This is a genomic window from Actinotignum sp. usb-actsch-213 (genome assembly GCF_059085665.1).
The window spans coordinates 125,471-148,287 of the sequence record NZ_JBHNSQ010000035.1 but is presented as its reverse complement, the minus strand read 5'-3'; the positions used below and the strand labels follow the sequence as shown (position 1 = coordinate 148,287).

Sequence of the window (22,817 nt, the reverse complement as noted above, 5' to 3'; positions counted from 1 at the left end):
GCTAGTCGCCTCGCTCGGAGCCGCCCGGCGCGGGCACAGAATCTGATGGATGCACCGTATCTGCCAACTGGGAGAGCGGAAGCGCAGCGGTATCCGGAGTCGCGCCTGAGTCCGCGGATCCCGCAGCTGCGCCGTCGTTCATCAAGAACGCGACGACGATCATGATCACAGCCCCGGCCACCAGCGCAATATCGGCCACGTTTCCCACGAACCAGTCGAAGTAGGCGATGAAATCGACCACGTGCCCGGCGAAACCGCCCGGTTCGAAGAAAATGCGGTCGATGAGGTTGCCGGCCGCGCCACCCCACATGAGGGCAAGACCGACACCGATCCACCGGTGGCGTACCCGCGCCGCGAGAGCTGGGAAGACCGCAAGCACCACAACAAGCGCGATGACGGTAATAACGCGGGTGGAATTTGCCCCCAGTGAGAATGCTGCACCCGGGTTAAAGACCAGGTGCAGCCCGAGGGCATCCCCCACAATGGCGATGCGCTCCGTTTGGCTGAGGTTAGCGATGGCCCACTGCTTCGTGAGTTGGTCGATGGCCACCACGGCCAGCACCCCCACGAGGATGAGGAACCACGAGGTGCTTCGCCTCACCATACGCACTAGTTACGAGCTTCGGGTTCCTGCGCGCCAGAATCGACGTTGGCGAGCAGCGTCTCCAGGTAGCTGTGCAGGCGCGTGCGGTAATCGCGCTCGAAGTCACGCAGCTCGGAGATCTTGCGCTCCACCAGGCCACGTTCCTGCTCCAGCTGGGCAAGGGTACGGTTGGACTGGGCTTCGGCATCCTCGATGATCTTGGCACTGCGGGTTTCCGCATCCTGGATCTTCTGAGCCTTCTCGGTTTCACCGCGGGCCACGAGTTCTTCGTAGGTCTGCTGTGCCATCTGAAGCACGGCGGCGGCCTGTTCCCCAACGGTGCCGGTGGGCTGAGCGAAGGACGCGGTGGTTGTGGCCTGGTCCGGCGCTGCGGGTTCTTCACCCGAACCGTTCTGGAGTTCGGTCACGCGCGCTTCGGCGACGGTGGCGCGATTCTCCGCTTCCTGGAGCTGCTTCGACAAATCGACGATGGTTTCGTAGATCGCGTCAAGGAATTCGTCGACCTGTACCTCGTCGTAACCGGTCTCCGCGGTTTCCGGGCGCTTAAAGCGGACATCCATGACATCCTGTGCCGTGAGCATTGCCATTTCTCACCTCAAGTAGTGTAACGAAACTGTGTTAAGAGCACGTAGCTGTGTTATGAGCACACGGCTCTCGGATAAAGCCTACCTCATCTGGGCGAACTACGAGACAAAGATACGTAAAATTATCCCATTGAGGATTTGAAGCACGATAAAAACAACGATGAAACCGATGTCAATCGCAATGCCTCCCAGCCGCAAGGGCGGGATGATTTTGCGCACCAGATTGAGAATCGGATCCGTGAGTGCGTAGACGATATTAACGATAACGAGAAGGGCGCCACTGGGGCGCCAATCACGCGCCGCAATAGTCACCAGATCAATAATCACCCGCGCGAGCAGCACCAAAAGATAGATGCTGATGAGGGTGGAAAGAATGATTCCAAGTACTGCCATTAGAACGAATCGCGCGACTCCGGGCGCTGGTTTTCCATGCGAACGGTACGCGGGGTCATGAGCAGGACGTCCGCGGAAATCTTATTGAGATCCCCGTGTAGCCCGAAGCAGATTCCGGTGGCGAAATCGACAATGCGATTGCGTGCAACGTCGTCGGCTTCCGCCAGGTTGATAATGACGGGCAGGCCGTCGCGGAATTGTTCGGCGAAGCCCCGCACCTCGGTGAAGGAACGCGGCTTAGCGGTGATGATGCGGGCGATATCCACGGGCTGTTCCACAGCGTGAATTTCGCTGACGGGGCTTTCCGCTTCGGCCTCGTAATCATCTTCGTAGTAATCGGCGTCGTCCTGGTAATCCAGGTACTCGTCGTCGTTAAGCGTTGCCTTGGAGACAAAACGCTGGAACATTCCCATAGCAGCCAACCCTTCTCGCTGTTCTCGTTTTACGTTAGGCGACGCGCCCGGCCTTGTCAGCACGGCGCGCCGCTGGGGCGTTGCAGTCCACCGCGAGCACGCCGGCGAAGCGGCCGGTGCGCGATGCACGTCGGTAAGAATAAAAATCTGGATCTTCGCGGGTGCACCGAGGACTGACATGGATCTCAGACACACCGACGGCGCGCAGCTGGGCAGTGAGCCCGGCCGCAATATCAAGGGAAGGTGTGCCCCAGGCGGTGCGCCCGGCAGCTTCCGGAACGCGTGCGGCAACGCTGGCCCGGAGTTCCTCAGGTACCTCGTAGCAGCGTCCGCAAATGGACGGGCCCAGGTAGGCGATAAGGCGCTCCGGCCCGAGAGAGCGCGCGGCGGCCGGCCCGATACCAGCCTCCAGCCCGCGTCGACCCACGTGCACCGCAGCTCCGGCGGGGCGATCACGTGCCACCAGGAGCAATGGGAGGCAATCGGCCACCATGACCACCGCTGCAGCACCCATCGGTACCTGTGCGGCGCCCGAGCTAAGCGGGATGTCAATGAGGAGGCCGTCGGTGCCGGGGGCCACGAAGGTACCGGCGGAAGTCAGAACGCCAGCATCTTCAAGGTGGTCCCCGTGCACCTGGTCCATATAGACGGGGCGCTGCCCGATTTGCTCTGCCAGGAGAGCCCGGTTACGCTCCACGGCGGCGGGGTCATCCCCGACGTGGTGGGCCACATTGAGGCCCGCAAAAGGAGCACGGGATACCCCACCGGCACGGGATGTGAATCCCGCCCGGATGCGGCCACCGGGCACGGAGATATCCGCTACCCACTCCACCAGAGCGTTACGAGTCATTGCTGCCTGAGGTTTCCTATACGCTGTGTTTCCCTGAAGTCCCTTGAGTCCCCTTGTACTCCTTTTAGTTTTCCTCGAAAAGGAAGGAGGGGATATCCAGATCGGAACGCTGAGGTTCTTCCACCCGCGGGGGGATAGCACGGTGGGTTCCCGGGCGCTGCGGTGCTGCCTGCGCTTCGGGCTGGGCCGCCGGATAGGCCGGGCTGGCCACCGGGTGGGCCGGGCTGGCCACCGCTTCAACTTCCGGTTCGGGTTCCGCCGGGGCCAGATCTTCGATCGGCTCGACGGTATCGTGACCGGCGGGTACGCCGTCCATCTGCAGCAGGTGATCACGTGCCTCATCAAAGCCCGCGGCGATAACGGTCACGCGCACCTCATCACCGAGGGATTCGTCAATAATCTGACCAACGATAATATTCGCGTTCGGATCCACCGCTTCCTTGACCATCTTGGAAGCGGAGGCGAGCTCCTTCATACCGAAGTCCGCGCCGGCCAGGAAGGAAATAAGCACACCGTGCGCCCCGTCAATGGAGGCTTCCAGCAGCGGGGAGGAGATGGCGCTTTCAGTAGCGCGCACCGCCCGATCTTCCCCGGAGGCCGAGCCGATACCCATGAGCGCGGTACCCGCATCCTTCATAATGGCCTTGACGTCCGCGAAGTCGAGGTTGACCAGGCCCGGAATGGTAATGAGATCCGAAATTCCCTTGACGCCCGAGCGTAGCACCTCATCGGCGAGGTGGTAGGCCTCAATAATGGTGAGGTCTTCTTCGGCGATCTCCAGCAGGCGATCATTGGGGATAACGATGAGAGTATCCACGGCTTGGCGCAGTTCCGCGATACCCATGGAGGCATTATTAGCGCGCTGGGCACCTTCAAATTCAAAGGGACGGGTAACGACGCCGACGGTCAGCGCTCCCAGATCCCGAGCCACCTTGGCAACAACGGGGGCGGCACCGGTGCCGGTTCCCCCGCCTTCACCCGCGGTGACGAACACCATATCCGCACCTTCGAGGGCGCTTTGGATAACTTCCACATTTTCTTCCGCGGCACGCTTACCCACCGAGGGATCCGCACCCGCACCCAGGCCCTTGGACACCTCGCGCCCAATATCAAGTTTGGTTTCCGCTTCGGATTTCACCAGGGACTGTCCGTCGGTATTAACGGCAATAAATTCCACACCGGCAAGTCCGTCTTGAATCATGCGGTCAACAGCGTTGACGCCGCCCCCGCCGACCCCGATGACTTTGATATTGGCGGCGTTATTGACTACGGCCATGAGCTTTCCTCCCGAACCTCAAGTAAAACTTGAGGTTTTTCGTTCCTGACTTCGCGGAAAAGATAGTAGGTGAATGACAACGGTGCAATTCCCCGCGCTGGTGTGTTGCGAAGTGATCTGCGCTACGGTGTGGAAATCCGGTCGAACGGTCCGGTAATCGCGCAGAACGGTGCGGAAATTACGTAGAGCGGTGCGGCGGTGGTCTGCATCGGTGCGATAACCGGTTCAGGATTAATGAACGACGACGGCCGTAGGCTCTGACACGTCGTACACCTGGCCGGGGACGGTGATAACGGTGGCCAGTGCTGCCGCCTTGAGGTCCGAGCGTTGGGCATCGCCCCAGATCACCTTCTGCCCGGAGTTGAGATCGAGTCCTACCCGCCCGCTATCGCTCACCGATACCCCGGCTACCTGAGCGCGCACATCCTCCTTCAGGCTGGAGAGTACATCGAGGGCGATGCGAATACCCGGACCGTCGTTCCCATCCTCGGAGCGGGTGGCCGGCCCAGGTGTGAGGCTTACTCGCGGGAGTTTTGCTTCCACCTCGGGGAGAACCGGGAAACTCACGCCGTCCCGATCCATGGCGGAGCATGATCCTCTGTCCACCAGGCAGGCTACCGGCTCACGTACGGTGAGGGTAACCTCCAGTCCGTGGAAGTAGCTGCGGCGTAGCTGCGCTTCCTTGACGGCTGGGAATTGCTCGCTTAGGTCGGTGGCAAGAGCTTCGGTATCCAGGCGTGGGAGCGGGGTTCCTGACCGTTCAGCGAGGGCTGCGGTGATGTCTTCCGCCGTCACCGCAGTGTTCGCGGGGATACCCGAGACGGTAATATCACTGGCACGCAAGGCCAGCAGCGGGCTGAAGAAAATTACCCAGGCCAGGGCGGCGAACGCGGCAAGTCCCGCACCGGCCACCCCGACGCGCCGCCAGCGCACCCGGCGTTTCTCGGAGGCTTTCTCTTCGAGGCGCTCATCCAGAGAAACCGTGGTGGTACTCGCAAGGTCGGCTAGCGGGGCATCACCGTCGTCGTATATCACCGGAGCGGTGGTAGCGGTGGGAACGTAGGTGATCTCCGCGTGCGGATTAATATCGCGCGCGGAGCGACGCCGGGATGGTTCTTTCACCGCACCGTCCCCTCCCCCAGCGCCGCCAGTATTTCGGGTCCCAGTGCCGTCACGTCGCCGGCCCCCATGGTGAGGAGCAGATCCCCAGGCTTCGCGCTTTTCGCGAGCGCCCGGGCAGCCTCGTGTTTATCGGCAATAAAATGCCCAGCGCTTCCCATGCGGGAAGTAATCATATCGCCCTCGATACCATCGAACGGCGTTTCGCGGGCTCCGTATACGGCGGTGACAATGGCGGTATCGGCCAGCTTGAGGGCGGTGGCGAAACGGTCCGCAAAATTGCGGGTGCGCGAATACAGGTGCGGCTGGAAAAGGACGCGCACGCTCCCCTCCCCGGCCTCGGTGCGGGCGGCGCGCAAGGTAGCCTCCACTTCGGTGGGATGGTGAGCGTAATCATCGAAGAGACGGACTCCCCCGACCTCACCGCGCAGCTCGAAACGCCGCCCCGTCCCCGTAAAAGTCTCCAGACCGCGGGCCATATCGGCCAGGCTCACGCCCAGTTCTAGACCTGCGGCTGCCGCTCCGGCCGCGTTGAGTTCGTTATGGGATCCGGGGACCTGGAGGGAGAGCGGCGCGCGGCTTTCCCCGCACCGTAACGCCCTGTTCTCGAGAGCCACGTGGGCTTCCGCGCCAGGGAGCGGTGCGCCCCGCCCGTAACTAACCACCCGAATACCTTCGTTTACCGCTTGAGCACCCAGGCGGGCTGCACCGGCGTCGTCGCCGCAAACAATGAGGAGCCCGCCGGGGACGATGCAGCGCGCGAATTCCGCGAAGGCCTCTTCAAAAGCTTCCCGGCTACCGTAATGGTCGAGATGATCGGGTTCGACGTTAGTGACCAAGGCGATACGGGGCCGGTAGTTGAGGAAGGAAGCATCGGATTCATCGGCTTCGGCAACGAGGACCTTCCCGGTGCCCAGATGCCCTCCGGAGCCGTGCCCGCGTACGCTCCCGCCGATAGCCCAGGACGGTGCCTGGCCCGCTTCATCCAGTGCCACCGCCAGCATTGCCGACGTGGTGGTTTTTCCGTGTGCGCCGGCCACGGCTACAAAATCGCGGTTCCCGCTCGCGAGGGCGAGGGCTTGGGAACGGTGGATGACGCGGGCACCAAGCTGGCGGGCCCGCGCAAGTTCCGGGTTATCTTCCCGGATGGCGGAGGAGACCGCCACGAGGGTGTCGGCGCTGAGGCGCTCCGGTTCCGTTCCGATCCACAGGGTGATGCCGGAATCCGCCAGGCGCTCCGTGGTAGCCGAGGCGCGGGCGTCGGAGCCGGTCACGGTCCAGCCTTCGGCATGCAGCAGATCGGCGATCACGCTCATGCCTGCCCCGCCGATGCCGATGAGATGGATATGTGTCACCTGAGAACCTCCTCAATAAGATCAGCGAGCCGGGCCGCGCCGTCAGCCGGACAGATAGCGCGCGAGGCCTGGGCCATGCGGGTGCGGGTGGATGCGTCGGTGACGATGTCCAATACGGTGCCCACCGAGTCTGCGGTGAACTGGGCATTGGGGATGAGCAGCGCTCCACCGGCAGCCACAACGTCCGCGGCGTTGCGCGCCTGTTCACCGTTCCCAATGGGGAGCGGAACGAAAACGGCGGGGAGCCCTAAGGCGGATACTTCCGCCACGGTGCCGGCTCCGGCGCGGCACACCACGGTATCGGCCACCGCGTAGGCAAGTTCCATTTCTTCCAGATATTCGAGCACGTGGTAGCTGGGGATGGTAGCGGCGGTGCGCTGGGCCTCGGCGGCTTTGCCTCGCCCGGTGAGGTGAAGTACCTGCACGCCAGCCGCGGCGCAGCGGGAGGCGGCGGCGGTCATCACGTCATTGAGGTGAGCAGCGCCCAGGGAACCCCCGGTGACCACCAGGGTAGGTACCAGCGGGTCTAATCCGAGGCGCGCCGCGGCGGCGGTGCGCGCCTCCGCTCTATCTGCACCGGCAAGGGCAGCGATGGCGGGGCGTAGCGGCAGCCCGACGGTGCGGGTGATGCCGCGCGCGGCGCGCAGCGGCGTGGAGGGGAAGGTGAGGGCGACGGCGGCCGCGCCCCGTGCCCCAAGTTTATTGGCGAGGCCCGGCAGTGCGTTTTGTTCGTGCACCACCACCGGGATGCCGGCGCGGCGCGCAGCGGCGTAGACGGGGGTGGAGGCGAAACCACCGAAGCCGACCGCCAGCTCGGCATCGACACCGGTGAGAATACGGCGTGCTTGGCGTATCGCCCGCGGGAAAGCCACGGGGAAACGTAACGCATCTTTATCGGGACGGCGCGGGAACGGTGCGCGTTCCACGGTAGCAAAATCGAAACCGCTGGCGGGAACAAGGTCTTTTTCCATGCCGGTCGCGGTGCCGACCACGAGGATACTGTGCCCGCGTCCGGCGAGTTCATGAGCGGTGGCCAGTAGCGGATTGACGTGCCCGGCGGTTCCCCCGCCGGCGAGCACTAGTGTCACGAGGTCCTCCTGATAACTGCGCGCACCCTGCCCGCGAGCGAGCTGGAGCGCCGGAATGATTCTTTCACGCCCGGAACCGCCAGGGCTGCCGCCACGCAGACTCCCACCGCCATGAGGCAGGAGATGACGGAGGAGCCGCCCTGGCTCATGAAAGGTAGCGGCACCCCAAAAACGGGCAGCAGGCCGGTGACGACGAACATATTTGCTACGGCCTGTCCGCATAGCCACAGTGCGGCACCCCCGGCAACGAAACGCCCGAAACGGTGCGGGTGGTACATGCAGATGGTGAGGAGAGCATAGCCGATTGTGCCGAGAAGAACGATGACGACGGCGCATCCGAAGAACCCAAGTTCTTCTCCCACCACGGCGAAGATGAAATCGGTATGTGCTTCGGCGAGGTTCCCGGGCCATTTTTCAATTCCGGTACCCAGGCCGGAGCCGCCCGGCCCCCCGGAACCGAAAGCCCAGAGCGCGTAATCGGCCTGGGAGGGTGTTTGCCCGGTGGGAAGGGTGAAGAGGTTCTCGAAGAAGTCCTGGATGCGGGTGATGCGCGAGCGGCTTGAAAAAATAAGAACGACGACGAGGAAGAAACCCAAGGCTCCACTGATAAGGAAATAGCGCCCCGGGAAACCCGCCATCCAGAACATTCCCACTCCAATGAGGAGGAAGATGAGGGCGGTTCCCATATCGCCACCCACGAGCACCGCGCCGATGGCCGCGCCGGTAATGCCAATCGGGATGCTCCAGTCGGAAAGCTGGAAGTGGGCGCCTTGCACCATGCGCCCGAGCACCGCGGCCAGGGCCACCACCATGGCGAGTTTGAGAAATTCCGAGGGTTGGAGCCGGATAGGGCCGAAGGCAATCCAGTTGCGATTGCCGGCAACGGAGGCACCCAGCGGGGTGAGCACGAGGAGCTGCAAAAGTATCCCGAAGCCGAGGGCCAGGCCCCATAGGCGCTGGAAAACAGCGAGGGGAATACGGGCGCAGATCACCGCCAAGATGGTGCCAATAGCAGCGTAAGCCATCTGCAAGTAAGCCGAGCGGAACAGGTTGGGGCCGTCTTCGTATTCGGCTCGCACCGCCCCGGGGGTAATGGCAGAAAACACCATGAGGAGCCCGAGGAGAGTGAGGATCGCAGTGGCTACCACGAGAAGGAGCATGGAACGGTGCATGACATTGCGCACGCGTTCCTCCGGGATACTCGGGGCCTGCGGGTTCTCGATCCGATCACGCATGCCGTGTCCCCGTGGAGCTATCCTGTGCACCGTTGTCTCGCGCCGTTCCCTCCGCTGGGGTACCGTCCCCTGCCAAGGAGCCGCTCTCCGACGAGGCGCCGCCCGCTGGCGGTGCCGGTAGGGCTCGCACGGCCGCGGCGAAACGATCACCGCGATCCGCGTAAGACGTGAATTGATCCATGGAGGCACTGGCGGGGGCAAGCATGACGGTGTCCCCCGCTTGGGCGTAGCGCGAAGCGGCCAGCACCGCACGTGCCATCGGTTCGGAGGCAGCCGGGTCAATATAGGTGACCGGAAGATTTGCTCCGTCCAAAGCCGCGTACCAGGGTTCTTGGTTGATGCCAATAACGACGACGGCGCGCAGCCTGTCCCGCACCTGCGCCACGAGGGATTCAAAGCGGGCACCTTTGGGTTGCCCGCCCACGATCCATACACAGCTACCCTCAGCCAGTGCGGACACGGAAGCGAGTGCGGCATGGGCATTGGTGGCCTTGGAATCATCCACGTAGCGCACCCCGGCCCGTTCGCTCACCGTTTCGATCCGGTGGTGGCCCGGCCGCATATGCTGAAGGCCGGCGCGTACCACCTCCGCGGGAATATCGATGGCACGGGTGAGAGCCACGGCGGCCAGGGAGTCCCAGATAAGGTGGCGCGGAAGCGCCGCGGCGGCAGGAGCCAGCTGGGCGACGTCGTTCAAAGAAGCAATCTCCACGGCGCTACTCCACCGTTGCTTCCCGTACGCACGGTCCACGATAAGGCCGTCCACGATGCCGATCTGGCCGACGGCAGGAATGCCGGTAGCGATGCCGATGGCCCGAGCACCTTCGCACACATCCGCGTTATCGACCATAGTTTGGACAGCGCTATCGCCCACCGGGTACACCGCAGCGGTGCGCACATGCTCGTAAATGCGGGCTTTTGCGGCGGCGTAGGCGGCACGGCTACCGTGCCACTCGAGGTGGTCGTCGGCAATATTGAGGCAGATGCTGGCAGCCGGTTCCATGGTGTGGGTGGTGCGCAGCTGGAAGGAAGATAGCTCCAAAGCAAAGGCCTGCGGAGCATCCGGGCCGGTGGCGCTCACGGCAGTAACGGCGGGATTACCGACGTTCCCGATGGGTTCGCCACCCAGGTGCGCAGCCCGCAAAATATGAGCCGCCATCGTCACCGTGGTGGTCTTCCCATTGGTGCCGGTCACGGCAAGCCACGGGGCGGCGTTCCCGGTGCCGTCGTGCGCGCGCAGGCGCCAAGCAAGTTCGATTTCGGACCACAGCTCAATACCGTTGTCAGCGGCTGCGGAAAAAAGCGGGCCGATTTCGGGAATGGCGGGAGCGGGGATGATGACGTCGGGCCGCCAGGCCAGCACTTTGCGCGCCAGTTCGGCCGGGGTTGGGTCGCTCCCTCCGGTGTCCACCGGGAGTGCGGTGACCGCCCCAAGTTTGGTGATATCTGCGTCCCACACGCTCACACGCGCCTCGGTGAGCTCGGTCAGCGCCCGCGCGCAGGCCCGCCCTGATTTCCCTAAACCGACGACGGCGATACGGCGCCCTGCCAGCTCCGCCGCACCCGGATGTTGCCACTCACTCATCTTTGCATCAACCACTCAGCGTAAAAAATACCCAGGGCGATAAAACCGCACAGGGCTTGGATTACCCAGAAGCGCACCACAACCGTGACTTCGTTCCACCCTTTGAGTTCGAAATGGTGGTGGATCGGTGCCATACGGAATACCCGTTTTCGGGTCATTTTGAAAACACCCACCTGGATAACGTCGGAGATGACTTCCAGGAGATAGAGCCCGCCGATGAGTACGGCGAGGAATTCGGTGTGGGTGTAGATAGACATTCCCGCGAAGACCCCACCCAGGGCGAGGGAGCCGGTATCCCCCATGAAGATCTGGGCCGGCGAGGTATTCCACCAGAGGAATCCGATAAGTGCCCCGACAAGGGCCACCGCGATGATATTGAGATCGCGCGGGTCGCGGATGGGATAGCACCCGGGTGCGGCATCAACGAGAGCGTAGCAAGGGTGGTTGCTTTGCCACATCGTAATAAGAGTGTAAACCCCGAAAGCGATGATGGAGGCACCGGTGGATAGGCCGTCGAGGCCGTCGGTGAGGTTCACGGCATTGGACCAGGCGGTGATGAGGAAATTCGCCCAGATAATGAAGAGGATAATGCCAACGGCAGTGCCGGCAAAGGCGAGACTCAGGCCGGTATCGCGCACGTGGGAAATACGCATTGATGCCGGAGTTCGGTTATTTTCATCCGAGAACATGAGGGAGAGCACCGCGAAGGCGACGCCAACAATCCCCAGGCCAGCGATTTTTGCCCAGGGGGTGAGGCCCAGGCTTTGTTTGCGAGAAATCTTAGTGAAATCATCGGCAAAGCCTACGCCCGCCATACCGATCATGAGTCCGAGGAGGAGGATCCCGGACATACCCGGACTGCGCCCGGCCCCGATATTGCCCACCAGGTAACCGATAACAACCGCCGCCACAATGGCAAGACCGCCCATGGTTGGTGTGCCGCGTTTGACCAGGTGCGAGGTGGGGCCATCCTGGCGGATAAATTGGCCAAATTGTTTGCGCACGAGAAAACGGATGAGAAGCGGGGTCCCGAATAGGGTGACGAGAAGCGAGACCGCAAAAGCGATAATAAGCGCGAGCACTATTCCCCCTTGAGGTGGGTGGCGATGTGCCACACACCCGAACCGTGCGAACCTTTGATGAGGAGTGCCCCATCCTCATTGAGCATATCGGAGAGCGCTGCTTCCGCTTCTTCCCACGCGCCGACGGAGCGGGCGGTGATACCGGCATCACGGGCCGCCGCCGCGAGGGCTGCCATATGAGGACCCACCGCGATAAGAAGGCTCACACCGGCCGTTTCCAGGGCCGGGAGGAGGGCGAGGTGTTCTTCCCGAGATGTCGCGCCGAGTTCAAGCATATCGCCCAGAATCGCGGCTTTGCGCCCATTCCCGAGCTGTCCGAGCGCGGCGATGCCGGCGCGCATAGAATCCGGGTTGGCATTGTAGGAGTCGTCGATAATAAGGGTCGAGCCGCGGCGGAACACATCCATACGGTGAGCGCTGGCCGGCCCATTCGACAGTCCCGCCACGATGGCGGGCAAACTCACCCCGGCAGCGGACGCGGCAGCTGCCGCCGCGAGTGCGTTCATGACTTGGTGTTCCCCCACGAGCCCGAGGCTGACCGTTGGAGCGGACGGTGTAGCGGAGGCGGATGGCGCCGACTGCACGGTCGGGGCGGAGATGGCGGAGGGTGCGAAGCTGGCTGCGCCGTCGTTCATACGGAGCGTGAAACTCGCCCGGCCGTCGCTTCCGAGGGTGATATCGGTTGCCGTCACGTCCGCCGGGTTCACGCGCCCAAAGGTGCGTACCCGACCGCTCGCAACTCGCCCGGCCATGGCGGCAACCCGCGGATCATCGGCGTTGAGGATGGCGATGCCGTCCTCGCGCAGGCCTTCCACAAGTTCTGCTTTGGCGCGCGCCACGTTCTCGATGCCGCCAAATTCGCCCAGGTGCGCGCGGGCCACCACCAGCACCACGGCGATATCCGGGGGTGCGATAGAGGTGAGGTAGGCGAGGTTGCCGATATGGTCGGCGCCCATTTCCGCCACCAGGGTGGCGGTGCTCGCGTCCACACGGAGCACCGTGAGCGGTAAGCCGATTTCGTTATTGAGTGATCCCGGTGGGGCAACCACGTTCCCACGTTCCCGGCATATCGCGGCGAGAAGATCCTTGGTGGTGGTTTTCCCAACGCTCCCGGTTACCGCGATAACCCGCAAGTCGGGGTTGAGGCGGCGGGCCAGTTCAAGATTATGCCGAGCCAGGCGTCCGAGCGCCGCGGGAATATCATCAACCACGATAATGCGCTCAGCTTCAGCGCCGCCGGCGCGGGCGGCCTGGCCATCTTCGGTGAGAATGAGGCTGGCCCCTGCCGCGCGCGCCTGGCCGCTCAGGGTATTCGCGTCCACGCGCGCGCCTTTCACGGCGGCAAATAGCGCACCGGGCGTGATGGCGCGGGTATCGATAACCGCCGCGGTGACCTCGGTATCGCACAAAGGTGCGAGCGCGGCCCCGCCGACGGCGGCGATAACCTCCGCGGAGGACATGGAAATCATTGCGTGTCTTTCTCTTCTTGCGTGTTTTTGTTGAGTACACCGCGGCTAGCGCGCTCAGCGAGCGCCGCCCGCGCTACCTCGCGGTCGTCCAGCGGAATGTTACGCCCCCCGGCCACCGGTTGATAAGTTTCGTGCCCACGCCCGGCGAGCAGCACGGTATCCTCCGCTGCCGCATCACGGATGGCGGTGCGCATGGCGGTGGCGCGATCAGCGATCTCCACGATGCGGGCGGGGCTGTGCGCGCTGCGGGCCCCGTCCAGGAGTGCGGCGCGAATCGGTGCGGGATCTTCTTCGTGCGGATCATCGTCCGTAATGTAGACGACGTCGGCCAGTTCGGCTACCGCCCGCCCCATCTCGGGGCGTTTGTCCACGTCGCGTTCCCCGGCGCTTCCGGTTACAACGATGAGCTCACCGGAGGTAGTCGGGCGCAGCGCGTTCATGGCCAGACGCAGCGCCGCGGTATTATGCGCAAAATCGACGACGACGCGCGGTGCGCTGCCCACTACTTCCATGCGGCCGGGGACTTGTGGGGTGAGCCCGGCACTCACCACCGCGCCAATGGCACCTCGGTCCGCTCCGCTTTCCAGCACCATAGCAACCGCGAGCGCGGTATTGGCAATATTAAAATCTCCGGGCAGGCCGGTGCGCACCGTCATCTCCCAGCCCTCGCTATGGGCCAGGGTGAAGGATGTAACGGGGCCGCGCTCGATATCGCGCACCTGGTATCCGCTCCGGCCATCCAGCTCGGAGAACACCGCGAGGGCCACGGTGGGCACCTCGGTTTCCCCAACCAGGCGCCGGCCCCAATCATCGTCAACGGTGATAACTGCCTTACGCGAACAGGCCGGCGTAAAAAGGCTACGTTTGGCTTGATAGTAGTTTTCCATGGTGTGGTGGTAGTCGAGATGGTCCCGAGTGAGATTGGTAAATCCTGCCACACTGAAGACCACGGGGCTGGTACGGTGCTGGGCCAGCGCGTGGGAGGAAACTTCCATGGATACATCCGTCCCGCCCCGTTCCACCAGGAGGGCGAGCAATGCTTGCAGATCCGCGGGCATGGGCGTGGTCAGATGCGCCGGGGCGCACAGGTCCGCAATTTTTGTTTCCACGGTTCCTACCAGCCCGGTGGTGCGGCCCAGCGCGGTAAGTAGGCCGTCCAGGAGGTACGTCGTCGTCGTTTTACCATTGGTGCCAGTCACCGCGAAACTGCGCAAGCGCTCGGCCGGTTCCCCGTAGACGCGTGCCGCAATGGCGCCCAGGTGGGCGGCCGGGTCCTCCAAAACCATTAATGGAAGATCCAGGCCGGCCTGCGCGAGAAGCGCTGCCCCGGCGGTATCGGTGAGGATGGCGCGGGCGCCCCGTCGCACCGCCTGTCCGGCAAAGCGCGCCCCATGAGCATGGGCGCCGGGCAGCGCGGCGAAGAGTGCACCATCGCGCACCGCGCGCGAATCGGCAGTCACGGAAGTGACGGTGGTGCCGCTACGACCGCTCAGATCCGTATCGTCAGCGTGCGCTTTCCCCGCGGGGGCGCACGCTTCCACACCCGGAATCTCATTGAGCGCCACCGGGCGCACCTGCGGAAGGGGGAATTCGTCACTCACTAGTTGCCTACCTCGGATGAAAACCACGGATATTTGAAAAGCGGAACGGTGCTGGGCGGCACGCCCAGGTGTCGCATCGCGAAAGGTGCGAAGTTCGCGAAAACAGGCACCGCGGTGTCACCACCGTATCCGGCCCCAGCCCCGCCGTAGACCGCTATCGCTACCGCGATCTGCGGGTCTTCGGCAGGGATGGCCGCAATAAAGGTACCCACACGGCGGGTGAGGTTTCCGTTAGCGTCCGGAACCTGAGCGGTGCCGGTTTTACCGGCCACGTTGTAGCCGGGAACTTTGCCGCGCCACCCGGTGGACTGGTTATTGGTAACCGCCTGCATCATATTCATCATGGTGCGCGAGGATTCCTCGCTCATAACACGGTGGCTTTCCCCAGGAACGGTGGGGGTGGTGCGCCCGCTGGCATCGGTAGTGGAGTCCACCACGTGGAGCGGAATATATACTCCCCCGTTGGCGATGGTGGCCCCTATTTGCGCCAGTTGCACGGTGGTAGCCGCCCATCCCTGCCCGAACATGGTGGTGTAGCGATCACGCTGGCCCCACTGCTCCGGCGGGCGCAAAATACCGCCCGATTCGGCCGGTAATTCGATCCCGGTGGGGCTTCCCAGCCCGTAGCTGCGCATATAGTCATAGCGCACGTTATCGTCCACCGTGTCACCAATCTGAACGAGTCCGGTGTTATAGGACTGCGCGAGAATCCCAGCCACCGTCATCCCCTGGGTGGGATGCGGATCATTATCGGAGATGCTTTCGCCATTGGGCATGGTGATGGTATCCGGCACCGTGAATTGGGTGAGGGGGGTGACGGTTCCGGTATCAATGGCCGCGGTGAAGGTGGGGAGCTTTCCTGAAGATCCCGGCTCGACCGGTGCCTGTACGGCACGCGAGCCCCAAGAATCCGGACTCGCTTCCTGGAGACGGGAAGGATCGGGGGCATGGGAATCTGCTAGGGCGAGCACCCGCCCCGTCCCCACTTCAATAACAACGGCGGCGCCCCAATCCGCAGCGTTTGCATCCACCGAAGCATCGAGGGATTCCATGAGGGCGTTTTGCAGATCGCGGTCGATGGTGAGTTTCACGCTCGCGCCGTTAACCGGATCCACGCGCTCGGTTTTTCCGTTCGGTACGACGGCGCCGCCTCCGGCGGTTTGCACCGTCAAGCGCCCATCCGTGCCAGAAAGGGCATCGTTGAACGTGCGCTCAATACCGGCCTGCCCGGTAGGGAGCGGGTTTTCTGCGGTTTCCCCCACGTAGCCGAGGACGTTCCCGGCCACTGAACCATTGGGGTATTCGCGCTTCATAAACTGTTCGGGTTCGATACCCGGAATTCCTAAGGCGTTGATTTTCCGCCATTTCTCAGGGGAAATATCACGGGCGATATACACAAAGGTAGATTTTTTCTCACCCCCTAGGAGGGTGCCTCCCAATTCCGCCCGATCCACGCCGAGCAGAGGTGCGAGCACTTTCGCGGCTTCTGCCGCCCCGGTACCTTCCACGATGAGCTGATCATTAGCGTCTAGGACATAGTCCCCGTTGTCATCGGTTTTGTAGTGCTGGTAAGAACCAATGAGATTCTGGTTGACGCCCACGTTGTAGCGTTCCACAGAAGTCGCCAAAACTGCCCCGTTGGTGTCAACGATATCGCCCCGTTTGGCCTGCAGGGTGTAGGTACGGGTACGGAAAGCATCTGCCGAGGCAGCCAGGGCATCGGCGCGAATAAACTGCAAATCGATGAGCCGCACCCCGAGGATCCCCAGCGCGAAGAAGAAGATGATCGCCATGGTTCGCACGCGCCGTACATGCGGCTGCGCGGCCTTCCAGCGACGGGCTAGTTCCTTCATGCGCTTTTCCTTCGTGTCACTCCCCCGGAATCGGAGCAAGAATCGTAGCGGACCCCAGGTCCATATGCTGAACGTCCGTGGCGGGGACGAGGCCGAGGTCCTGCGCGCGTTCCTTGAGGCCTTGCGGAGTGGAAGCCCCCACCACTTCATCCGTGAGGGTGGACTCCACCGATTGCGCGACCGCCAGTTCCTGCTTAACGGAGCGGATTTCGTACGCCGTGCCTACCATACGCGTATTAAGAGCGAAAACCGTGGCAAACGCGCCGAAGAAAAGCGCCATGCATATGATCACGGTACCGAGAAAGCCACGGTGCGCCGCCGGGGTGGGGATAAGCGTGAGTTCGGGACGCCCCGAGATCACGGGACGGGTACGCGGCGCTGCAACAGCGTGGGGCTGTGCGCTCATAGCTGACCTCCGGGACGGATTTTCTCGGCAGCGCGTAAGCGAACGGACGCGGACCGGGAGTTGCGGGTGATTTCTTCTTCGCTGGCTCGAATCGCTCCTCGGGTGAGGAGTTCCAACCAAGGTTTATGTTCTTCAAGTTCAACGGGCAGTCCCTTGGGTGCCCGAGAGGTGGCCCCGGCGGCAAAAGCCCGTTTCACCAGGCGGTCTTCCAGGGACTGGTACGCTTCGACGACGATGCGCCCACCCACCCGCAAAGCGGCGAGGGCTGCCGGCAAGGCCCGCTCAAGTGTTCCGAGTTCGTCATTCACCGCGATGCGCAAGGCCTGGAAAGTGCGTTTGGCGGGATTTCCCCCGGTGCGTCGCGCCGGGGCGGGGATGGCCGAACGCACGATATCCACCAGTTCGCCGGTACGGAGCAACGGGGCACTGGCGCGCCGTTGCACAACGGTGGTAGCGATACGATGGGCGAATTTTTCTTCCCCGTACTCGCGCAAAATCCGAGTGAGCTCACCTACCGATTCTTCCGCGAGGATATCTGCGGCGGTGCGCCCGACCTGGGCGTTCATACGCATATCAAGCGGAGCATCGTGGGAGTAGGAGAACCCGCGCTCGGTTTCATCCAATTGCAGGGAGGACACTCCCAAGTCCATGAGGATTCCATCCACGGGGCGATTGCCCGCTGCCGCGGCCACGTCGTCGTACGTGGTTTGGACGGGGCGGAACCGCTTCCCGAAGCGGGCCAGGCGCTCCCCCGCCAAAGTAATGGCTGCGGGATCGCGGTCAATTCCGATAACGGTGAGGTTCTCAAAACGCTCGAGGAAGGCTTCGGTGTGCCCGCCCATCCCGAGGGTGCAGTCAATAAGAACAGGGGCGGGAACCTGGAAAGCGGGAGCGAGGAGCTCGATGCAGGTGTCCACGAGCACCGGGGCATGCAGCGCGTTCCCGGCGGCGCGCGGTGCGCCCGAGGTACGTGCTGTCTCCATCCTGTGCCCTTCTTATTGCGGCGCCCGCGATAGTGATCCCCCGCGAGCGATCTGAAGCTGGGGAAGTGCCTCAGAGCTCTCGCGAAAGACCGCCACCGCGATCACGCGATTCCTAGAAGAGGCCGGGGATGACCTCTTCTTCCCTATCGGCGAAAGCCGATTCTTGATCCTCTAGGTAGACCGCCCACGCGGCGCTATCCCAGATTTCGACCCGGTTGCCCGTGCCGATAACCGCGAGGTTGCGATCCAGGCCCGCGTACGTGCGCAACATCGCCGGGATGGTGATTCGTCCCTGTTTATCAGGGACGTCATCCACGGCGCCGGAGAGCAGCACGCGGGTATATGACCGCGCCTCTTTGGATGTCAAGGGGGCTTTAGCCAGGGTTTGCTGCAATTCCACAAAATCCGCGAGCGGAAAAACGTAGATGCAGTGTTCCTGACCGCGCGTCATCACCAGCCCGCCCTGGAGCTGATCACGAAATTTGGCGGGCAGAATGATTCGACCTTTGTCGTCCAATTTGGGCTCATACGTGCCGAGGAACATCTACCGCACCCCCTCTCGTGGCGCTTGCCTCCACTTTACTCCACTTTGCTCCACCAGTTTGCCATGACGAGGGTATGTCGCGCTAGTGATTCCCAGAAAAGCCCGCCATAACAGGGGAAACTGAGTGGAGCGCAGGTGGAGTACGGTGGGGTGTTCAGGGGTGAAGAACGCCCAATTTGTTACGCGAGGCGCTCGGTAAAGCAGAACGTCCGGTAGCACGGGGGCGCACCCAGCTGCGCCGTCGTATCTATAAAAAGAAAACGGTGAGAGGATCGATATCCTCTCACCGTTATGGGTGCCGAGTTTGAGCTACCGGACGAACCGGGCCCGCGCTACCGTAGTTTCTAGTGCTCGCCGCGGCGGCGCTTTTCCCACATTTCTTGTTGGCGCTGCATAAAAGACGATACCCCGCGCGGCCCCGACGCACTCGGGGATCCCGCGCCTCCAGCAGGCACCGCAACTTTCTCAGTATGTACACCCGCGAGCGCATACCATACCGAGGCAAACATGATGATGACGCCGAGCAAACCAAGCCACCACATCTTCGGTGCAGAAATCCCACCGATAAGAATGGCGATGCCCGCAACCAGCCCGAGAATCCCCAGTACGAGATTGCGCACGGACAGCTGCCGACTGATGGCTTCTACTTCCGGCGCAGCGGGCTTCATATTACGCGCGAAGCTGGGATCCTCGTTGGTGAGCTGCGCTTCCAGCTCAGCGAGCATCTTCTTCTCGTAGTCCGATAGGGCCACTGTGCCTCCTTGTTACTGTACTGCTGCCAGTCTACCGTGCCCGGCGCACCACCGTCACGATATGTTGTGTCACGATACACCGTCCCGGAGCCCCGTGCGTCCCCCTGGTGCGGAGCTTCCCGACGCCCCGCCGTCGCGCCCCGTTCCGGCGCCTCCCGCCCCGCCGTCGCGCCCCGTTCCGGCACCTTCTACCCGACCGTCGCGCCCCGTCGTCGGCCGATGCAAGAGGCTTGCCGGGCCGAGCGCCCCGGCGCCGAACCGCGAGCGCACCGCATCCATGGCGCTCTCGGCCTCCCCGCGGCGCGGATCGTCATCGAAAGCGAGCTGCTGGAAACCGCCCTGCTCGCTCAGGTTCTCTACGCGCAAGCCCAGGAGCCGCAAGCCGGCGGCGGTGACCTCCACCCCGTCCAGCAGCTCGCGGGCGCGTTCGTAGATCTCGGCGGCAACCTGGGTGGCTTGCGGCAGTGTTGCCGAGCGGGTAATGGTGGTGAAATCCGGGAAGCGCACCTTAATAGCGACGGTGCGCCCCACCAGGCCTTTTGCACGCAACCGGACTGCGGTGTCATGCGCCTGGAAAAGCAGAATACGGTGGAGTTCGTCCCGGTCAGCCAGGGGGTCGAAAAAGGTTTCTTCACGTCCGATGGATTTTTCCTCACGGCTCGGGGTAACGGGGCGCGGGTCGACGCCGCTGGCCAGCTGGAAGAGGTGATCCCCGGCAGCGGTGCCAAGGAGGCGGCGGAGTTGATCAGGACCGGCTGCGGCGACGTCCCCCACCGTTTCGATCCCGTGCAAACGCAAACGTTCTTCGGTGCGCCCGCCCACACCCCAGAGGGCTCCGGCCGGTAAATCGTGCAAAAAATGGAGGGTAGCCGCGGCGGGAACAAGGAGAAGCCCGTCTGGTTTGGCGTGCGCGGATGCTATTTTAGCCACGTGTTTGGTGGCGGCGATCCCCACGGAGGCAGGTACTCCAACCTCGGTGCGGATACGTGCGCGCAGCTGCTGACCAATATGAACGGGAGGGCCGAAAAGCCGGCGCGCTCCCCCTACGTCTAGAAAAGCTTCATCCACGGAGAGCTGCTCCACCAGCGGGGTGACTTCCCGCAAAATCGCCATGATTTTTTCCGATACCGCGCGGTAAAGTTCCAGGCGCGGGGTGAGCATAATGAGATTCGGGCAACGCCGCCGTGCCTGTCCCACCGGCATCGCGGAATTCACCCCGAAGGCGCGTGCCTCGTAGGAAGCGGCGGCCACAACACCGCGTTCCTGGCCGCCCACCGCGACGGGGCGCCCGCGCAGCTCCGGATGGTCGAGAAGCTCCACGGATACAAAAAAGGCATCCATATCAATATGGAGGATAGGAGTACGCGAATCGTCATCGCCCCAGGAATGGCGGACTGCGCGTGAGCGCGGTGCGCGTGACATAAGCCCTCCGTTTCCTCTCGCTCCATTTTCTCACCCCGTTTCCGTTCGCCCGGTTCCGCCCGCGTATCCTCACGCGCGGTTTCTTTTTCCGAGTTCCCCTCGTTACGGTGCGCTCTCCATTAGGCTGGAGCTGTGAGTGTGCCTACCGAACCCGTGCGAACTGATTATGCCCTCGCCGAACTGGATCGGCGCTCGGATCGCCCTTCCCTCGTGACCCTCTACCTGGACGGGGTGGAATCCTCCGCCTTGGATCTTGACGATCCCACGTATCTAGAATTCGAGTATATGCAACAGTTTAGGTGCATTCTCGAAGCCATGTATCCCAAGCTCCAGCCGCTGCGAGTACTCCACCTGGGGGCAGCCGGATGCGCTTTTCCACGTGCCCTGGATGCGGCTCGGCCCGGCTCACGCCAGCTAGCAGCGGAAATCGATGGCAAACTCGCCACCTACGCACGCGAATGGTTCGATCTGCCCCCGTCCCCGCGTTTGCGTATCCGGGTACAGGATGCGCGCGTCACCCTGGACACCACGGCGGCGCGCTGGGACGTGGTGGTGCGCGATGCTTTTGCTGACCGTGATGTTCCGTCCCATTTGCGTACCGGCGACGCCGCTGCGCGAGTCGCCCAAGTTTTACAACCAGACGGTGTGTATCTCCTCAACTCGGTGGCCTCCACCGGCCTGACCCGCTTCGCGAATGAATCACGGGCTCTCCTCGAGCATTTCGAGCATGTGCTAGCGATTATGGATCCGGCGGTGCTGCGCGGGCGTCGCTTCGGCAATATCGTATTGGCTGCCTCCCAGCGAGAATTCGCTTTCGCGCAGATCGAGCGACTGATTCGCCGCCTCCCACTGCCCGCGCGCATGGTGGGACGGGCGGATTTACGCCGGCGGGCTCGCGGCGCCATCCTCGAGCGGGATGCCGATATCGGCTACTTACCCGCAGGCGCTCCCCTACCTGAAGACTAGTCCGCGGCGTGCCGACCGCGCGGGCGCTGAGGCGCCGGGCCCCCGTCTTCCGGGCCGTGGGCATCCGGCTCGCCTGTCGTACGCGGCTCGGCTTCAGTATGTGCTTCGGCGCCGGACCGGTGCCCGCTACTGGCGTGCTGCCAGGCAGCCCGCATATTTTCCAGGCGTTCCGTCAGTTGCGCCTGCTCGTTATCAGCATGCTCCTTGCGCTTGACCATTGAGGCATCCACTCGGGCGAGGAAGCTTTCCGCCGCACGCCCAATTTCATCGGCACTGGGAACGGTAAGGGTGTGCTGCGGGGCCTGGATAAGCCCCGGATGCCCCTCCGCGCGATCATATTCGGCTTCCAGGGCAGCTACGATTTCCGCGAGCTGCTCATTATGTTCGGTGAGTTGGGCAAGTTGCTCGGATTCTTCGGCGGCACTGGCTTCCAAGTCTCCCAGAGGCAGGCTCAGCCCGGCCGTTTTCGCGAGCATGGAGAGCGCGCTGGCTGCCCCGGCCGCGTAATGGTGCCCGGCAATATACATGGGCACCCGCACCGTCACAGAGAAGGTCGCCACTCCCATCTGCCCGAGACTGTATTCCAAAAAATCAGAGAAGGACGCCGGATACCACACGTCAGCTTCCAGGGCGGGAGCCACCGGATCGGCATTGCGGGTGCGGATGAGCATATCCGGCTGGCGGGTATGGGGTAGTGCCCCGGCCACCGATCCGGCCCGGTAGAGCCGCTTCACTCCCAGCTGCGCGAAAACCGCCATGAGCTCAGAGTTGAGCCCCTGCCAGCAAAAATCTGGTTCGGTACCGAGCAGAAGTAAGAAAGAGGTGCCCTCGATATCTTTGGCGTGGAACAGCCCGAGCGCCGGGATGGCAATGTCTTCCAGCGCACCGTTGAGATAGTGCACCCGCGGGCGCTGCGCCCGATAATCAACCAGCCCGTCCACATTTATATCGGCCACCGGGCTGAGCTCTAGGGTGTAGAGCTGAGAGGCAATGAGTTCTGACACCGAACCAATATCATTGATGGGATCGGTGAGATGAACGACGACGCTTTCACAGCGCTCCCCGCTCGCCCAGGAATCTTCCTGTTCCCCCTCACAGGGGTAAACGAAATAATTCACCGTGATCCTCCTCCCTCTCCAGCTCGCTAGCTTCCCTTCCAGCCTAGACTACCGGCCCGGCCGAGCGCGCCGGGCGCCGTCGTACTTCAATAACGGCAACCTCTACAACGAGACGTAAC

General features: G+C 63.0%; 22 protein-coding genes. 1 reads left to right on the top strand and 21 read right to left on the bottom strand.

Annotated elements, in window-relative coordinates:
* Nucleotide 1 precedes the first annotated feature (1 nt).
* The 20 genes from AC5RK6_RS04200 to AC5RK6_RS04105 form a co-directional block, all read right to left on the bottom strand.
* A complete protein-coding gene (locus AC5RK6_RS04200) occupies nucleotides 2–604 on the bottom strand; it encodes a signal peptidase II (protein ID WP_320757841.1) in 603 nt (200 codons plus the stop codon).
* A gap of 5 nt (nucleotides 605–609) precedes the next feature.
* Nucleotides 610–1,191, bottom strand: a complete 582-nt coding sequence (locus tag AC5RK6_RS04195) for a DivIVA domain-containing protein (protein ID WP_016442554.1) — start codon at nucleotides 1,189–1,191, stop codon at nucleotides 610–612.
* A 96-nt stretch (nucleotides 1,192–1,287) separates the two neighbouring features.
* Nucleotides 1,288–1,581 carry a YggT family protein gene (locus AC5RK6_RS04190; protein ID WP_016442553.1) on the bottom strand — a complete coding sequence of 98 codons (294 nt, stop codon included), beginning with the start codon at nucleotides 1,579–1,581 and terminating at the stop codon, nucleotides 1,288–1,290.
* Complete coding sequence (locus tag AC5RK6_RS04185; RefSeq protein WP_016442552.1) at nucleotides 1,581–1,994, bottom strand: cell division protein SepF; 414 nt, start codon at nucleotides 1,992–1,994, stop codon at nucleotides 1,581–1,583. Before AC5RK6_RS04185 ends, AC5RK6_RS04190 begins: the two co-directional genes overlap by 1 nt.
* Nucleotides 1,995–2,028: 34 nt before the next feature.
* Nucleotides 2,029–2,844, bottom strand: coding sequence for a purine nucleoside phosphorylase YfiH/LACC1 family protein (locus tag AC5RK6_RS04180; protein WP_320757842.1), 816 nt, complete (start codon nucleotides 2,842–2,844; stop codon nucleotides 2,029–2,031).
* Nucleotides 2,845–2,908: 64 nt separating this feature from the next.
* A complete protein-coding gene (gene ftsZ, locus AC5RK6_RS04175) occupies nucleotides 2,909–4,120 on the bottom strand; it encodes a cell division protein FtsZ (protein ID WP_320757843.1) in 1,212 nt (403 codons plus the stop codon).
* 231 nt (nucleotides 4,121–4,351) lie between these two features.
* The gene (locus tag AC5RK6_RS04170) at nucleotides 4,352–5,242 is read right to left on the bottom strand and encodes a cell division protein FtsQ/DivIB (protein WP_320757844.1); all 891 of its coding nucleotides are present in this window, start codon (nucleotides 5,240–5,242) and stop codon (nucleotides 4,352–4,354) included.
* Nucleotides 5,239–6,594 carry a UDP-N-acetylmuramate--L-alanine ligase gene (gene murC / locus AC5RK6_RS04165; RefSeq protein ID WP_320757845.1) on the bottom strand — a complete coding sequence of 452 codons (1,356 nt, stop codon included), beginning with the start codon at nucleotides 6,592–6,594 and terminating at the stop codon, nucleotides 5,239–5,241. The genes AC5RK6_RS04170 and murC overlap by 4 nt, the downstream gene beginning before the upstream one ends.
* On the bottom strand, nucleotides 6,591–7,682 hold the full coding sequence (murG, locus tag AC5RK6_RS04160) for an undecaprenyldiphospho-muramoylpentapeptide beta-N-acetylglucosaminyltransferase (RefSeq protein ID WP_435730734.1): 1,092 nt from the start codon (nucleotides 7,680–7,682) through the stop codon (nucleotides 6,591–6,593). Before murG ends, murC begins: the two co-directional genes overlap by 4 nt.
* Nucleotides 7,679–8,917 carry an FtsW/RodA/SpoVE family cell cycle protein gene (locus AC5RK6_RS04155; protein WP_320757847.1) on the bottom strand — a complete coding sequence of 413 codons (1,239 nt, stop codon included), beginning with the start codon at nucleotides 8,915–8,917 and terminating at the stop codon, nucleotides 7,679–7,681. Before AC5RK6_RS04155 ends, murG begins: the two co-directional genes overlap by 4 nt.
* Nucleotides 8,910–10,502: a UDP-N-acetylmuramoyl-L-alanine--D-glutamate ligase gene (gene murD, locus AC5RK6_RS04150; RefSeq protein WP_435730735.1), complete on the bottom strand. Its 1,593-nt coding sequence runs from the start codon at nucleotides 10,500–10,502 to the stop codon at nucleotides 8,910–8,912. The genes AC5RK6_RS04155 and murD overlap by 8 nt, the downstream gene beginning before the upstream one ends.
* Nucleotides 10,499–11,584, bottom strand: coding sequence for a phospho-N-acetylmuramoyl-pentapeptide-transferase (gene mraY, locus AC5RK6_RS04145; RefSeq protein ID WP_435730736.1), 1,086 nt, complete (start codon nucleotides 11,582–11,584; stop codon nucleotides 10,499–10,501). The genes murD and mraY overlap by 4 nt, the downstream gene beginning before the upstream one ends.
* Nucleotides 11,584–13,053 (bottom strand): UDP-N-acetylmuramoyl-tripeptide--D-alanyl-D-alanine ligase, encoded by a 1,470-nt coding sequence (locus AC5RK6_RS04140; RefSeq protein ID WP_435730737.1) that lies wholly within the window; start codon nucleotides 13,051–13,053, stop codon nucleotides 11,584–11,586. The genes mraY and AC5RK6_RS04140 overlap by 1 nt, the downstream gene beginning before the upstream one ends.
* Entirely contained in the window at nucleotides 13,050–14,654 is a 1,605-nt protein-coding gene (locus AC5RK6_RS04135) for a UDP-N-acetylmuramoyl-L-alanyl-D-glutamate--2,6-diaminopimelate ligase (RefSeq protein WP_320757851.1), read from the bottom strand. Before AC5RK6_RS04135 ends, AC5RK6_RS04140 begins: the two co-directional genes overlap by 4 nt.
* Nucleotides 14,654–16,507, bottom strand: coding sequence for a peptidoglycan D,D-transpeptidase FtsI family protein (locus tag AC5RK6_RS04130; RefSeq protein WP_320757852.1), 1,854 nt, complete (start codon nucleotides 16,505–16,507; stop codon nucleotides 14,654–14,656). The genes AC5RK6_RS04135 and AC5RK6_RS04130 overlap by 1 nt, the downstream gene beginning before the upstream one ends.
* A 16-nt stretch (nucleotides 16,508–16,523) precedes the next feature.
* Entirely contained in the window at nucleotides 16,524–16,913 is a 390-nt protein-coding gene (gene ftsL, locus AC5RK6_RS04125) for a cell division protein FtsL (protein ID WP_320757853.1), read from the bottom strand.
* Nucleotides 16,910–17,896 carry a 16S rRNA (cytosine(1402)-N(4))-methyltransferase RsmH gene (rsmH, locus tag AC5RK6_RS04120; RefSeq protein WP_016442539.1) on the bottom strand — a complete coding sequence of 329 codons (987 nt, stop codon included), beginning with the start codon at nucleotides 17,894–17,896 and terminating at the stop codon, nucleotides 16,910–16,912. The genes ftsL and rsmH overlap by 4 nt, the downstream gene beginning before the upstream one ends.
* A gap of 112 nt (nucleotides 17,897–18,008) precedes the next feature.
* Complete coding sequence (gene mraZ / locus AC5RK6_RS04115) at nucleotides 18,009–18,440, bottom strand: division/cell wall cluster transcriptional repressor MraZ (protein WP_320757854.1); 432 nt, start codon at nucleotides 18,438–18,440, stop codon at nucleotides 18,009–18,011.
* Nucleotides 18,441–18,784: 344 nt separating this feature from the next.
* The gene (locus AC5RK6_RS04110) at nucleotides 18,785–19,192 is read right to left on the bottom strand and encodes a DUF3040 domain-containing protein (protein WP_320757855.1); all 408 of its coding nucleotides are present in this window, start codon (nucleotides 19,190–19,192) and stop codon (nucleotides 18,785–18,787) included.
* Nucleotides 19,193–19,261: 69 nt separating this feature from the next.
* The gene (locus AC5RK6_RS04105) at nucleotides 19,262–20,614 is read right to left on the bottom strand and encodes a DNA polymerase IV (protein WP_435730738.1); all 1,353 of its coding nucleotides are present in this window, start codon (nucleotides 20,612–20,614) and stop codon (nucleotides 19,262–19,264) included.
* Nucleotides 20,615–20,746: 132 nt separating this feature from the next.
* Here AC5RK6_RS04105 and AC5RK6_RS04100 point away from each other — a divergent pair, with 132 nt between their 5' ends.
* Nucleotides 20,747–21,580 carry a spermidine synthase gene (locus AC5RK6_RS04100; RefSeq protein WP_320758115.1) on the top strand — a complete coding sequence of 278 codons (834 nt, stop codon included), beginning with the start codon at nucleotides 20,747–20,749 and terminating at the stop codon, nucleotides 21,578–21,580.
* Here the strand turns inward: AC5RK6_RS04100 and AC5RK6_RS04095 are convergent.
* Nucleotides 21,577–22,698, bottom strand: coding sequence for a PAC2 family protein (locus tag AC5RK6_RS04095; protein WP_320758116.1), 1,122 nt, complete (start codon nucleotides 22,696–22,698; stop codon nucleotides 21,577–21,579). The two genes, AC5RK6_RS04100 and AC5RK6_RS04095, sit on opposite strands and share 4 nt — an antisense overlap.
* Between the last annotated feature and the right edge of the window lie 119 nt (nucleotides 22,699–22,817).